This is a genomic window from Janthinobacterium kumbetense, from assembly GCF_023703445.1.
GTDB lineage: Bacteria > Pseudomonadota > Gammaproteobacteria > Burkholderiales > Burkholderiaceae_D > Janthinobacterium > Janthinobacterium kumbetense.
Map to the genome: position 1 here is coordinate 587,047 of NZ_JAMQGR010000001.1, position 12,298 is coordinate 599,344.

Below are 12,298 nucleotides of genomic sequence, written 5' to 3' on the forward strand. Positions count from 1 at the left end.
ATGGCGGAAGGGTGGACTTAAAAGCTGTTTTTCCACATCCGCAAGGCGGCAAATGCTTCCACGGGCGAGGCATCGGTGGCCAGCTTGCCTTCCACCTTCAGGCTGGTCAGGATCGCCGGTTCGCGGTAGCGCAGGAAGGGATTCGTGGCCTTCTCCAGGGCAATGGTCGACGGCACGGTGGACAAGCCTTGCTGGCGTTTTTCCGTGTCGATGGCGATGCGTTCCTGCAAGGCCACATTGCCCGGTTCGACGGCGTTGGCGAAGCGCAGATTGGACAAGGTGTACTCATGCGCGCAAAATACCTCGGTATCGTCGGGCAGGGCGGCCAGCTTGCCCAGCGAGTCGGCCATCTGGCCCGGCGTGCCTTCGAACAGGCGGCCGCAGCCGCCCGCAAACAGGGTGTCGCCGGAAAACAGCCAGGGTGCGCCGCTGCGCTCGTCGCGCTGGCGCACGTAGGCGATATGCCCCTTCGTATGGCCGGGCACGTCGATGACGGTCAGTTGCAAGCCCAGTTCGGGCACGTGGGCGACATCGCCTTCGGCAAGCGGTTCCGTGATGGCTGTGATAGCCTCATTGCGCGGGCCGAAGACGGGGACGGCGAAATGCTGCAACAATTCAGGTACGCCGCCCGTGTGGTCGGTGTGGTGATGCGTGAGTAAAATGGCGGACAAGGTCAACTGATGGGCTTGCAGCGCATCGAGGATGGCCGTCGCATCGCCGGGGTCGACCACGGCGGCATGGCTGCCGTCATGGATCAGCCACAGGTAATTGTCGGCAAAGGCGGGCACGGCAAGTACCGATAAAGCGTGTTCAGGGGAGTGTGTCATGAGCAAAAGAGAAAACTGAATGGACAGTGTGGCATCCGAAAAATCCATTATAGCGCTTGACGGCTGGCTGCAGACACCGGCCGGTCTGTACGTGCGTGCCTGGGAGCAGCAATGCCTCGACAGCCTGACTGTCGATATCTTCGGTTTTAATGCTGTGCAGATCGGCTTGCCCCAGCTCGATGCGCTGGCGGCCAACCGCATGCCGAACAAATGGCTGCTCGATGCGCGCCTGCCGTCGCGTCCGCCGCAGGAAAGCCGCTTGACCCTCGTGTCGGCCTTCGACGAGTTGCCGTTCGACTCGCAAAGCCTGGACCTGGTGGTCTTGCCGCACGTCCTCGAATTTGCCGCCGAGCCGCATCAGGTCTTGCGCGAAGTGGAGCGCGTGCTGATCCCGGAAGGGCGCGTGATCGTGTGCGGCTTCAATCCGGCCAGCCTGTGGGGCATGCGCCAGGGACTGGGGCGGGTCGCGGGCCGGCATTACTTGCCGCAGGCGGGCGAGCTGATCTCTATGCCGCGCATGAAAGACTGGTTAAAATTGCTGAACATGGGCGTGAGCCAAAGCTATTTCGGCTGCTACGCGCCTGCTTGCAGGACAGAAAAATGGCTGCGCCGCAACGCCTTCATGGACAAGGCCGGTGCGCGCTGGTGGCCATATCTGGGCGCAGTGTATATAGTGCAGGCGATCAAGCGCGTCAAAGGGATGCGTTTGATCGGTCCGGCGTGGACCAAGAAACCGGCGACGGCGCCCGCAGGCGCACCGGTCACGAATAAAAGGCGGGAACAGCAAGATGGATAAGGTTGAGATTTACGCCGATGGCGCATGCAAGGGCAATCCCGGCACGGGCGGCTGGGGCGCGCTGATGGTGGCCGATGGCGCCAAGAAAGAAATTTACGGCGGGGAACTGAATACGACGAATAACCGCATGGAATTGAAGGCTGTGATCGAAGCCTTGACGGCGCTCAAACGTCCCTGCCAGGTAGTGTTGTATACCGATAGCCAGTACGTGCAAAAAGGCATCAGCGAATGGATCCACGGCTGGAAAGCGCGCGGCTGGAAAACGGCCGCCAAGGCACCCGTGAAAAACGTGGACTTGTGGCAGGCGCTCGATACGGCCCAGGCCGTGCATGAAGTGGAATGGCGCTGGGTGCGCGGCCATAACGGCCATCCGGGCAATGAGCGGGCCGATCAGCTGGCCAACCTGGGCGTGGAAACCGTGCGCGCCTGAGAACGCCCAACCAAACCTGCTGCGCGTCGCGCTTTGCGGCCTGCGATGCTCACCGGCTCGGCGCCCCCGTACCAAGTACGGTTGCGCTTCTCTGCCACAAATCACTGCCGCTCGCTACGGTTTTGTTGAGCATTCGGGCATGCCGTGATGTAATCGGAGGGCACAGGTTTGCTATACTGTGCCCTTCGCTTTTTGCTTTTAAGACTGAATCTGCCATGCGTCAAATTGTCCTCGATACTGAAACCACCGGCCTGAACCCGCGCACGGGCGACCGCATCCTGGAGATCGGGGCGGTCGAACTGAACAACCGCATGTTGACGGGGAATAATTTCCACCATTACATCAATCCCGAGCGCGATTCGGAAGAGGGCGCGCTGGCCGTCCACGGATTGACGACGGAATTCCTCAGCGACAAGCCGAAATTCGCGGAAATCGCCGACGAGTTTCGCGCCTACATCGCCGACGCCGAACTGATCATCCACAACGCCCCGTTCGATATCGGCTTCCTGAACGCGGAATTCAAGCGCCTGAACTTGCCGCCAGTCCACGAGCAAGTGCATGGCGTGATCGACACCCTGGTGCAGGCGAAGGAAATGCATCCGGGCAAGCGCAACTCGCTCGACGCCTTGTGCGACCGTTACGGCGTCTCGAACGCACACCGCAAGCTGCACGGCGCGCTGCTTGACTCTGAATTGCTGGCTGACGTCTACCTGGCCATGACGCGCGGGCAAAACAGCCTGAGCATGGAAGAAGAGGTGGAAGCGGCCGCCGACGGCGCCGCCCTGGAAATCGTGCCCTTGGCCGAAGTCATCTTCCAGAGCGCCAGCGCCGACGAACTGGCCGCCCACGAAGCCACCATCGCCGGCCTCGACAAGGCCGCCAAAGGCCAGTGCATCTGGACCGCCGTCACGTCGCCGCCAGCGACCGCCTGAGGAAAAAACGGGGGCGTGGCAAATCTCCTCTCGCCAGCCCTTGCAGATGCCGCAACACCTATGCGATAATTCGCCTCGCTTCGGGAGGTTAGCTCAGGGGTAGAGCACTGCATTCACACTGCAGGGGTCGCAAGTTCGAAACTTGCACTTCCCACCAAGAATTCGCTGTAAAATCAAGTACTTAAATTAAAGCCGACACATTACGTGATCGGCTTTTTTTGTGCCTGTGTAATTGGCCTGTGTAATTTTATTTTTTGTTTTGTACTAGCACCGATAGCTTATCCAACGCAGCACGCTGTGCATCGACCTGGAGGTGCGCATAGCGCTGGGTCGTCTGCACATTGCTGTGACCGAGAATCTTGCTAATAGTATAAAGATCGCCCCCCAAGCCAAGCATGATGCTGGCACAAGAATGCCGTAGGTCATGAAAGTTCACATGCTCCATACGCGCCTTCACGCGCGCTCGGCGCAAAGTGGATGCCAGGCCTGTTCGACAGCGCGCGCGCCGTCGCCGTGCTGTACGGCAGCGACCCGGCCCTGGGCTTCCTGTTCATCGCCGCGCCGCTGATGGTGGCCGCCGGCTTGCCTGCTTGGTAGGTACTGGGCGCCACGGTGCGCTGGCCCGACAAGCGCCGCGACAAGGACATCGGCGAGCTGGCGCGCGACGTGGCCGCCACCGTCAAGGATGTGCGGGGTGGCCTGTGAGCGCCGTCACGCTGGTCCAGCTGCTGGCGATCATGCCGCGGCGCGTACGCGCGCGGTTGCCTTCCTGGCGCCGCTGAACGCGGCCATGCTGGAGTTTGGTATTACGACCCCGGTGCGCCAAGCATCGTTCTTGTCCCAGGTCGGGCACGAGTCCGGCCAGCTGCGCTATGTGCGTGAGCTGGCCAGCGGCCAAGCCTACGAAGGGCGCGCCGGCCTGGGCAACACGCAACGCGGCGACGGCGTGCGCTTTCGTGGGCGCGGCCTGCTGCAGGTGACCGGCCGCGTCAACTACGCCGCCTGCGGCAAGGCGCTGGGCCTCGATCTGCTGGGCCAGCCCGAGCTGATCGAGCAGACCGTCAACGCGTGCCGCTCGGCCGGCTGGTTCTGGCAGACGAGAGGGCTGAACGCCCTGGCCGACGCTGGCGACCAAGAACGGGTGACGCGCCGCATCAACGGTGGCGTGAACGGCCTGGCCGAGCGCCTGGCCTTGTACCAGGCAGCGCGCAAGGTGCTGGTGTGAGCGCGCTGGTTAAGCTGGCGGGCAGGGTGCCTGGCTGGCTGTACGGCGCCGTGCTGGCATGCGTGCTGGTCGGCGCCGGTATGCTGTACCAGCGAGCACAGGGCGTCGCCCAAGGCCGCGCAGCCGTGCAGGCGCTGTGGAATACCGACAAGAAGACCCGCGCGACAGCGGAAACTAAGGCGGAGGCGCAGCGCGCCGCCGAGAACCTGGCGCAAGCCAGGCAACAGGCTGTCAAAGCGGCGGCCATCAAGAAAGTCTACGATGACGAAATCAACGATGTGCGCGTTCGTCTTGCTGTTGCTGAGCGCATGCGCAAGCCCGCCTTCTGTGCCAGTGCAGGACCTGCCGCCCAGGCCAGTGCCGGTGGCGCCGAAGGAGGCGCTGCAGCCGATCCCGCCGGTGGGCTACTTCCTGACGCGGTGGCGCGAGATATTCAAGCCTTGATCCTGCAGACGGAGGAAGTGGCCGCGACGGGACGCGCGTGCCAGGCGTTTGTGCGGGATAGTAGCATAGGGCTGTAGCGCTGATTCGGAGTGTTTGCGCAGGTAGGCAGTAGGGGAGTGAGCTAGTCGATTGAGTCTTGATGCCTTCTGATCAACGCAAGTTTAGTGCCTCAGGTGTCTTTGTGCAGTCGAGCGTCCATCTCTCCAGCACGCCGGGGCCGGATAGAGTAAATGCTGTCTAAGTTGATAACTTCGGCTCTTGGTATACACTCAATAGAAGGAAATTGGACGTTAGAAGAGGAGTCTTACCATGAGGCACATCTCTACACTGGCCGTGATCGGTACTGTTCTTTTTATCACGGGAACAGCTGCATCTGCAGGGAATGGCGGCGTTAAGGCCGGTCCGCATTTAGGAACCCCGATCGCAACAACAATGCACACGACGACAACGCACGCAACGACAACTGCACCAGCTTTACCTACCCCATCGCATTCGGGGCAACCAAATCAAAGCTGCGGCAGTGCCACTGCTCCCAATACTCCTGGTAATTCAGCTTCTGCACCTGGGTCAGCTTTCAATCCAGATGGCCAGGCTGGAACAGTATATGCTGGACAGCAGCCACAAAATTCGCGCAATCCTATGAGTGTGTCACAGTATGATGTTGCTTGCGCGAAACAGCCATCTAAGTAAGGTGCAAGCGTAAAGCCGATGCCGCACCGGCCAACCTACGAGTTTGACCAGCTGGCGCCAGCGGCAACGGACGGCGAGATCGTCCTGGCGCTGGCGCGGGACTGGCCGCGCGGGCGGAAATCTGTGGAGCTACTGGAGGCGGCTATTGCTGGATGCCCCTCATTGAGTGATAGTGGCTCAGTTTCTTATCGTGCAAATCCTTCAGAAAACTAACACGGTCCCAACCATGTAGTGCGGCTTCCGGTGATCCTAAGTCATATTTTCTGCGAAGCAAATCAGCTAGTTGTGATGCCCTATAGCCACAAAGACCTGCTTGTTCGCTTGGTTCTTCAGTGCCATCGTCTGCTGAATCGTAATCAATTGCGAAGGAGATAGAAGCGTTGGCATCACGGATGTCATTCTCAAATGAAAGAACTGTGTTGGTTAGATGTAATGGAAATAAATTCCACTCGACTTCCGGCAATTCAAACGTTGGCAATGTGGAAAATGGCGAGCCTGTCGACCCATGTGAATTGATGAAAGCTATCTGGTCGTGAATTAAGCCAGCGCAATCAATTGCAAATCGTTCAAGCTTTAAGGCAAGCCGTAGGCCTTGATATTTTCTCTTTTCACTTCTGTTATATATTTCTTTTCCTATCGAAACCAGTTGATTTAATGCAAAGGTAAGGACAGCAGCGGTAGCCGAAAATGAAAGTAAGTCTGAGAAATTCATAGTTATTTTATTTTGTGGTGAGCTGACACATAGGTTGTAAATAATTATCTAATGTTCCGCGCGTTGTTAAATTAACACATTGAGGGTAATTTTGTTGAGAATTTTGCACGGCTTTAGCCTCTGAGGCATCCAGCAATTGTGGGATATATGAACGCTGAGTGCCGATTTTCGCTGCGTCCATAATGACAATCGGCTTCAGCGCTGGCCAGGCCAGTGAACCAAGTAGGCTCGTGTTACCTCGGGAAGGTAATTTGACTCTAACATTAGGAGGTTCACATTTTGGCTTTTCCCATCATCTCCTGGATCGGCGGCAAACGACGCCTGGCCGACCGCATCATCCCGCAATTTCCGCCGCACACCTGCTACGTCGAGGTTTTTTCTGGCGGCGCCGCGCTGTACTTCATGCGACCGCCGGCCGAGGTGGGAGTGCTCAACGACGTCAACGGCGAGCTGATCAACCTGTATCGCGTGGTGAAGAATCACCTGGAGGAATTCGTTCGCCAGTTCAAATGGGCGCTGTCGAGTCGCGAGGTGTTCAAGTGGCTGCAGGACACGCCGCCGCATACCCTGACGGACCTGCAGCGCGCGGCCCGCTTCTTCTACCTGCAGCAGCATGCCTTCGGCGGTAAGGTCGACGGCCAGACGTGGGGCACGGCCACGACCGCGCCCCCGCTTAACCTGCTGCGCATCGAGGAGAACTTGTCGGCCGCGCACCTGCGCCTTTCTGGTGCCTACATCGAGAACCTGGACTGGTACAAATGCATGCAGCGCTACGACCGGCCGCACACGCTGTTTTACCTGGACCCGCCGTACTGGGAGACGGCCGGTTATGGCGTGGAGTTTGAATTCGCTCAGTACGAGAAGATGGCCGAGCTGATGGGCAGGCTGAAGGGTAAAGCCATCTTGAGCCTGAACGATCACCCGGATATCCGACGCGTGTTCGCACGCTTCCAGATGGATACGACTGGCATCCAGTACAACGTGGGCGGCGGTGGCAAGGCTGTCGAGCGCAGGGAACTGATTATTTATAGTTGGGATAGAGCGTCCGAACCGGCAGGGCTTTTCTAAGTAGTCCAACAAGCCTGCACCTGTGGCAACAGACGAAGAGATCGTCCTAACGCTTGGTGCGGCTTGTCTAATTGGTTTAGCTGCGGGGACGAGTGAGGAGACGCTTTTGCACATTGCACGTGTTTTTTATTTCAGATCGAAACTGCATTGCAGTCAAGGTATAATTGTATGATACAGTTTTTTAAGTCGCCCAAAAAATTGGCATTTCAAATCATATTTCTATGTTTTGTTTTTTATTTGTAAAAGAAGTGTAATTTAAGTTTTTTTATGAATTTCTCAATTCGAACGAATTTAAGTGGGGGTGGGATGGGAGCGGGGATACGAATAGATGGGGGTTCTGATATATCAATTATTGATTGTAAGTTTGATAATTTTGATATTGGTGTGAGTGCAAAAGATGTGAAAAATTTACTTCTGGAAGGGAGTGACTTTAATGCCTGCAGGACTGCAGTTGAAGCTGATGGGATTGATGGACTAATAGCACGTAAAAACACTAATAATGCTAATCATTCGATACGTGAAACGAAAGGAAAATCATTTCCTGTCACCAAATATGGCAACGACACTCGAAAAATTCTTAGTGCTGAGGCATTGAGATTCTGTATTAATCGTCTAAGAGAGAGCTCAGATTAACTATGATGTTCGACATAAAAAACTCAAAGAATGTTGTTCTTGATGACAATAAAAACAAGGGGGCGGATTTTGCAAAAATTGAAAATGTGGAAAATTTCTCCGCAAGGAGTAATGTATCCGAAGAGGTGCAAAATATAGATGCGGGAGGATGGCGAAAGTGGTTTTCAAGCACTCTCTCCCAATTATTGGCTTCGTTACTTTTATTAATTATTATTTATTTTGTTTATAGATATTATCCCGAAATAAAGAACGTGATGACTTGATGCTTTGTATCAATGCTGTGCTAGTTGATTGGACGGGTTCGTAACGTGTGTGTCGACTACCGCCCCCCAGCCGCAAAGAGAAAATCGAAGAATGGTCGGCGTACGCTCGCTTCAAATCGACCTATCTCCCGAGGCATGGAGCGGGTACATGGCCCCCATCCTGCGCGGCTCTCACGAAGCGCCCGGCGAGCTGGAAATCGCCCCCGCCATGTTCGGCATGGTACCCCACTGGGCTGACCACAAGCTGGCCCGCCAGACCTACAATGCCCGCACCGAAACGGTCGCCAGAAAGCCATCCTTCCGCAGCGCCTGGAAGCGCAAGCAGTTCTGCATCATCCCGGCGGCCAACTTCTTCGAACCCAACTACGAAACTGGCAAGCCTTTGCGCTGGCGCATCGAGCGCACGGACGGCGGCCCGGTGGCCATTGCCAGGATATGGGAGTACCGCCCGGGGATCAGTTGCTGTCGTTCTCGATGCTGACGATCAACGCCGACGGGCATCCGCTGATGCAGCGCTTCCACAAGCCCGATGACGAAAAGCGCATGGTGATGAGCCTTGATCCTGATCAGTGCCTAAGTTGGTTGGACGGTTCTCTGGTGGCGGAGACGAGTGGGGAAGGGTGCGCTCCGGTTTGGCAATGGCCGCGCTGGATATCGCAAGCAAACGTAATTGCCGTAATACGGTGCGTCTGGGTTCGGCAGACCTGACGCGGCGGTGGGCTATGTTTTCAGAAAATAGAGCGCCTCGCTACGCAGCGAGCTGGAGTTGCCGAGAGTGATAACCAAGTAGCTGCACTAGATTTTGATGTCTCGGTGCAACTTTTAACGAGCATGGTACTGTCGATGTCCGTGCTCTCTTAGATCGTGCCCTGTCTACCGCCTGTCTTGCCAGGAATGACAACATCCTCCAAATCATTGTTCAGGTGCTCGAACAAGGCTTTGGAGGTTTGGGTGATGGCCTTTTGACGTTGGCATCCCGGTACTGTGCAATACTTACCATCGGCCAATTCAATATAAGCGGGACAATTCTTGTATTCATGATCAATGCAAGGCATATATCCTCCCAAGTTGTGGATGTTTGCATACTGCCTATATGTACAGATTACACCGCAGCCAGCGGTTTGTTGGAAATATTACATTTATCTTGCGGCATATCGGGGAGGGAGGGGCATGCTTGGGGAAGGCTGTTCATTTGGATTTTTCGGCAATTAAGGCAGGATCTCCCGCGCCCCCATCCTCGTGTCGGTATAGTCGTGGTGTCAGCCAGTGCTGGCATACCCTTCCTTGTTTCGTCCAATAGTCATATCTGGAATTGCAGGTCGATGTAACTCCCTTGCTTTTGAGCATTTCAGCCCTGTGTAATTTCCTGTGTAATTTGGTGCAATTTAGCGACTTCTCTTGATAGTCATGACGAAACACTCCCTGTGAGAACCCTGCAAAATGGCGCTTTCAATGGCATTCACACTGCAGGGGGCGCAAGTTCGAAACTTGCACTTTCCACCAAAATTTTCGTTTGTATTCAATGATTTAGGATGTTACATCTTGTCTGAATACGAGCTTGGGGCAAACTTGGGGCAATGGGATTTTTAATCCACTGCCTAGCCTCAACGATACGGCCGCTTCCTGCGGCCGTTTTCACATCAAGCTGGCTTAGAACGCCTGACAGTCCTCTTCCTTGCTTTCAAAGCAACAAGTTCGTGCACTAAGGACGCCTAACAAAACCGCTGAATGTATCTCCAGCAGATGAGTATGCAGGCAAGCGAGAGAAGCGCCTGGTGGATATCGGCACGGCGCTCGTAGCGGACGCGTAATCGGCGGAAGCGGTGCAATCAGCCCAGTGTGCGTTTGACTGTCAAGCGCCATTTACCCAGGCGTTCGCGCGGCTCGATGTGATTGCACAACAACGCTTTACCCGCACCCCGCCTCACACACATAAGCGATAGCAAACGATTCGTATGGCTGCAGGCTGAGGTGGTCGGTCCAGCTGTCACGCTGGGCATAGTTGCTGATCAAGCCTTGCCCGGCAATGCCGTGCAGCATTGCCGGCAGATCCAGTTCGACGTGTTCGCCGGAGAAGTTGTTGACGACAACCAGCTGTTGGCTTCCCAAGCTGCGCCGGTAGGCGAATACCTGCGGATGCTGCTCCAGCAACGGCAGGTAATTTCCGTAAACCATGACGTCCCAGTGCTTGCGCAGTTCGATCAGCTTCTGGTAGTGGAAGAAGACCGAATCGGGTTGTTCCAGTGCGGCCGAGACGTTGATCTCCGGGTAGTTGGGATTCAGCTTGAGCCATGGTGTGCCAGTACTGAAGCCGGCGTTGTGTGTGCTGTTCCACTGCATGGGGGTGCGTGCATTGTCCCGCCCGTTAGCGTGGATGCCGGCCATCATCGTCTCCGGTGGCACGCCGGCGGCCGTGCGTTCACGGTAGAGGTTGAGCGATTCGATGTCGCGATAGTCGTCGATAGAATCGAAACGTACATTGGTCATGCCTATTTCCTCGCCTTGATAGACGTAGGGGGTGCCCTTGAGAAAATGTAGCGCGGTGGCCAGCATCTTGGCCGATTCGACCCGGTAACGGCCGGGGTCGCCATATTTGGACACGGCGCGCGGCAGGTCGTGGTTATTCCAGAACAGCGAATTCCAGCCGGCATCGGCCAGCTCGGTCTGCCACTTACCGATGATCTGCTTGAATTCGATCAGATCGAACGGCCGCGGCTTCCATTTCCCCTCCCTGGTATCGTGGGTCATGGTGATGTGCTCAAACTGGAAGACCATCGACAGCTCCTGACGCGCCGGGTCGGAATACAGCTTGGCTGTCTCCGGGGTGGCGCTCCAAGTCTCGCCCACCGACAAGACATCGCGTGCCGCCAAGGTCGCTTGGTGCATTTGCTGCAGCAGCGGGTGCAGTCGTGCGCCGTTGGCGATGATCTGCTGGTCGACCTGTTTGCCGATGAGATCGATCACATCCATGCGGAAGCCGCCGATGCCCTTGTCCAACCACCAGTTCATCATGCGATGCACCTCTTCCTGCACCTGGGGATTTTCCCAGTTCAGGTCCGGCTGTCGTTTCGAGAACAGATGGAAGTAGTATTCACCGCTGGCGGCATCGTATTCCCATGCACTTCCGCCAAAATACGAACGTTGCTGGTCGGGCGGGGAGCCATCGGCGCCTCCATTGCGCCAGATGTAGTAGTCACGGTAGGGGCTATCCCTGGATTTCTTCGCCTCGACGAACCAGGCATGCTCGTCAGAGGTATGGTTGACCACAAGATCCATCAGGATACGGATGTCGCGCTTGGCCGCCTCTGCGATCAACTGCTCCATCTCGGCCAATGTGCCGAATTCAGCGGCGATATTCTGATAGTCGGAGATGTCATAGCCGTTATCGTCCATCGGCGACCGGTACACTGGCGACAGCCAGATCAGGTTGATTCCCAGATGTTGCAAGTAGTCCAGTCTGCCGATGATGCCGGCCAGATCACCGACTCCATCGTGATTGCTGTCTTGAAAACTACGTGGGTAGATCTGATACACGACGGCGTTATGCCACCATTTCTTATCCAACATGATTATCTTTCTCGCTTATTGATTGACGGCACTGTCTTGCAACGTGTCAAGGGATCGCCAGGGGGAGGGCAGATCCGATTTCGTTGTTGGATCAGGCAGCTAGGAGACCGCATACCTGGAGCCTGGCATGGCACCCAGGCTCTTAACCCGATCCATCTGTTTCTCATCAGCCAAGAACGATGGATCAGGAGTGTCGTAGGTACCTGCAGCGACTTACCCCGATCACACCGTCCGCTTCTGCTCCGTTTGCGGACGTTGGAGGCACTTGTTTTTAAGTCTGGGGTAAGATTCCGGCTGACCTAATCAGCACCCTAAAGGTGAACAATCGCTGGGCGATTACTGAGTAACGAGCCTCAATAATCACGATTGACCGAGCTGTAGACGCGCCGATTGCCACTCCGGCCAGACAGCTTCTGCGACAATGTCTGGGTAGCCGCGTTCCTCTTCCATCATTTCAGCTTGTGAAACGGGCATCGGCATGCAACTCGCGTTGTCACGGATAGCAATGACTTCGGGCTGTGTCAATGGTCTGCCCAACGTTTTTTCAGCGTGGAGAAGAACGGTCACAAGCGCAGGGATGAAAACCAAGCAGAGACGGTCTTCAGAATCGTGCGTAGGCGGGGACGGCGGCGCTTGCCGCTTTTTGAACATTCCAAACATTTAAATGTAGAAAGACATAAAAATAATAATCAATTAAGTTCTGGCAATGAC

The 12,298-nt window shown here is 56.0% G+C and carries 14 protein-coding genes and 1 tRNA gene; 11 read left to right on the forward strand and 4 right to left on the reverse strand.

Annotated elements, in window-relative coordinates; genetic code table 11:
* Positions 1 to 17: 17 nt before the first annotated feature.
* Positions 18 to 827, reverse strand: a complete 810-nt coding sequence (gene gloB, locus NCG91_RS02525; protein ID WP_251348437.1) for a hydroxyacylglutathione hydrolase — start codon at positions 825 to 827, stop codon at positions 18 to 20.
* 19 nt (positions 828 to 846) lie between these two features.
* On the opposite strand from gloB, the gene NCG91_RS02530 reads away from it, so the two are divergent.
* The 4 genes from NCG91_RS02530 to NCG91_RS02545 all read left to right on the forward strand — a co-directional run bounded on the left by NCG91_RS02530 (position 847) and on the right by NCG91_RS02545 (position 3,142).
* Positions 847 to 1,623: a class I SAM-dependent methyltransferase gene (locus NCG91_RS02530; RefSeq protein ID WP_251348438.1), complete on the forward strand. Its 777-nt coding sequence runs from the start codon at positions 847 to 849 to the stop codon at positions 1,621 to 1,623.
* Positions 1,616 to 2,053: a ribonuclease HI gene (gene rnhA / locus NCG91_RS02535; protein WP_034784447.1), complete on the forward strand. Its 438-nt coding sequence runs from the start codon at positions 1,616 to 1,618 to the stop codon at positions 2,051 to 2,053. Before NCG91_RS02530 ends, rnhA begins: the two co-directional genes overlap by 8 nt.
* A gap of 215 nt (positions 2,054 to 2,268) precedes the next feature.
* Positions 2,269 to 2,985: a DNA polymerase III subunit epsilon gene (dnaQ, locus tag NCG91_RS02540; RefSeq protein ID WP_251348439.1), complete on the forward strand. Its 717-nt coding sequence runs from the start codon at positions 2,269 to 2,271 to the stop codon at positions 2,983 to 2,985.
* A gap of 82 nt (positions 2,986 to 3,067) precedes the next feature.
* Positions 3,068 to 3,142: transfer RNA gene (locus NCG91_RS02545), tRNA-Val, on the forward strand.
* A gap of 90 nt (positions 3,143 to 3,232) precedes the next feature.
* Here NCG91_RS02545 and NCG91_RS02550 read toward each other — a convergent pair.
* A complete protein-coding gene (locus NCG91_RS02550; protein ID WP_354004575.1) occupies positions 3,233 to 3,430 on the reverse strand; it encodes a tyrosine-type recombinase/integrase in 198 nt (65 codons plus the stop codon).
* A 390-nt stretch (positions 3,431 to 3,820) separates the two neighbouring features.
* Here NCG91_RS02550 and NCG91_RS02555 point away from each other — a divergent pair, with 390 nt between their 5' ends.
* Both NCG91_RS02555 and NCG91_RS02560 read left to right on the forward strand, forming a co-directional pair.
* Positions 3,821 to 4,210 carry a glycoside hydrolase family 19 protein gene (locus tag NCG91_RS02555; protein WP_354004576.1) on the forward strand — a complete coding sequence of 130 codons (390 nt, stop codon included), beginning with the start codon at positions 3,821 to 3,823 and terminating at the stop codon, positions 4,208 to 4,210.
* A complete protein-coding gene (locus tag NCG91_RS02560; RefSeq protein ID WP_251348441.1) occupies positions 4,207 to 4,731 on the forward strand; it encodes a hypothetical protein in 525 nt (174 codons plus the stop codon). Before NCG91_RS02555 ends, NCG91_RS02560 begins: the two co-directional genes overlap by 4 nt.
* A 755-nt stretch (positions 4,732 to 5,486) precedes the next feature.
* On the opposite strand, the gene NCG91_RS02565 is transcribed toward NCG91_RS02560, so the two are convergent.
* Positions 5,487 to 6,056 (reverse strand): hypothetical protein, encoded by a 570-nt coding sequence (locus NCG91_RS02565; protein ID WP_251348442.1) that lies wholly within the window; start codon positions 6,054 to 6,056, stop codon positions 5,487 to 5,489.
* 279 nt (positions 6,057 to 6,335) lie between these two features.
* On the opposite strand from NCG91_RS02565, the gene NCG91_RS02570 reads away from it, so the two are divergent.
* The 5 genes from NCG91_RS02570 to NCG91_RS28090 all read left to right on the forward strand — a co-directional run bounded on the left by NCG91_RS02570 (position 6,336) and on the right by NCG91_RS28090 (position 8,799).
* On the forward strand, positions 6,336 to 7,124 hold the full coding sequence (locus NCG91_RS02570) for a DNA adenine methylase (RefSeq protein WP_251348443.1): 789 nt from the start codon (positions 6,336 to 6,338) through the stop codon (positions 7,122 to 7,124).
* A 267-nt stretch (positions 7,125 to 7,391) separates the two neighbouring features.
* Complete coding sequence (locus NCG91_RS02575; protein ID WP_251348444.1) at positions 7,392 to 7,757, forward strand: hypothetical protein; 366 nt, start codon at positions 7,392 to 7,394, stop codon at positions 7,755 to 7,757.
* A 2-nt stretch (positions 7,758 to 7,759) separates the two neighbouring features.
* The gene (locus NCG91_RS02580) at positions 7,760 to 8,020 is read left to right on the forward strand and encodes a hypothetical protein (protein WP_251348445.1); all 261 of its coding nucleotides are present in this window, start codon (positions 7,760 to 7,762) and stop codon (positions 8,018 to 8,020) included.
* A 148-nt stretch (positions 8,021 to 8,168) separates the two neighbouring features.
* The gene (locus NCG91_RS02585; RefSeq protein WP_251348446.1) at positions 8,169 to 8,501 is read left to right on the forward strand and encodes an SOS response-associated peptidase family protein; all 333 of its coding nucleotides are present in this window, start codon (positions 8,169 to 8,171) and stop codon (positions 8,499 to 8,501) included.
* A 157-nt stretch (positions 8,502 to 8,658) separates the two neighbouring features.
* Entirely contained in the window at positions 8,659 to 8,799 is a 141-nt protein-coding gene (locus NCG91_RS28090) for a DUF4113 domain-containing protein (protein ID WP_354004578.1), read from the forward strand.
* 1,129 nt (positions 8,800 to 9,928) lie between these two features.
* On the opposite strand, the gene NCG91_RS02595 is transcribed toward NCG91_RS28090, so the two are convergent.
* Positions 9,929 to 11,587 (reverse strand): glycoside hydrolase family 13 protein, encoded by a 1,659-nt coding sequence (locus NCG91_RS02595; protein WP_285817007.1) that lies wholly within the window; start codon positions 11,585 to 11,587, stop codon positions 9,929 to 9,931.
* Positions 11,588 to 12,298: the final 711 nt, after the last annotated feature.

Bases quoted from the DNA above. Each gene is read 5' to 3' on its own strand.
- rnhA (WP_034784447.1), top strand. From the start codon at position 1,616: ATGGATAAGGTTGAGATTTACGCCGATGGCGCATGCAAGGGCAATCCC.
- NCG91_RS02575 (WP_251348444.1), top strand. From the start codon at position 7,392: ATGAATTTCTCAATTCGAACGAATTTAAGTGGGGGTGGGATGGGAGCG.
- NCG91_RS28090 (WP_354004578.1), top strand. From the start codon at position 8,659: ATGGCCGCGCTGGATATCGCAAGCAAACGTAATTGCCGTAATACGGTG.
- NCG91_RS02585 (WP_251348446.1), top strand. From the start codon at position 8,169: ATGGCCCCCATCCTGCGCGGCTCTCACGAAGCGCCCGGCGAGCTGGAA.
- NCG91_RS02595 (WP_285817007.1), bottom strand. From the start codon at position 11,587: ATGTTGGATAAGAAATGGTGGCATAACGCCGTCGTGTATCAGATCTAC.
- gloB (WP_251348437.1), bottom strand. From the start codon at position 827: ATGACACACTCCCCTGAACACGCTTTATCGGTACTTGCCGTGCCCGCC.
- dnaQ (WP_251348439.1), top strand. From the start codon at position 2,269: ATGCGTCAAATTGTCCTCGATACTGAAACCACCGGCCTGAACCCGCGC.
- NCG91_RS02530 (WP_251348438.1), top strand. From the start codon at position 847: ATGGACAGTGTGGCATCCGAAAAATCCATTATAGCGCTTGACGGCTGG.
- NCG91_RS02550 (WP_354004575.1), bottom strand. From the start codon at position 3,430: ATGGAGCATGTGAACTTTCATGACCTACGGCATTCTTGTGCCAGCATC.
- NCG91_RS02580 (WP_251348445.1), top strand. From the start codon at position 7,760: ATGATGTTCGACATAAAAAACTCAAAGAATGTTGTTCTTGATGACAAT.
- NCG91_RS02565 (WP_251348442.1), bottom strand. From the start codon at position 6,056: ATGAATTTCTCAGACTTACTTTCATTTTCGGCTACCGCTGCTGTCCTT.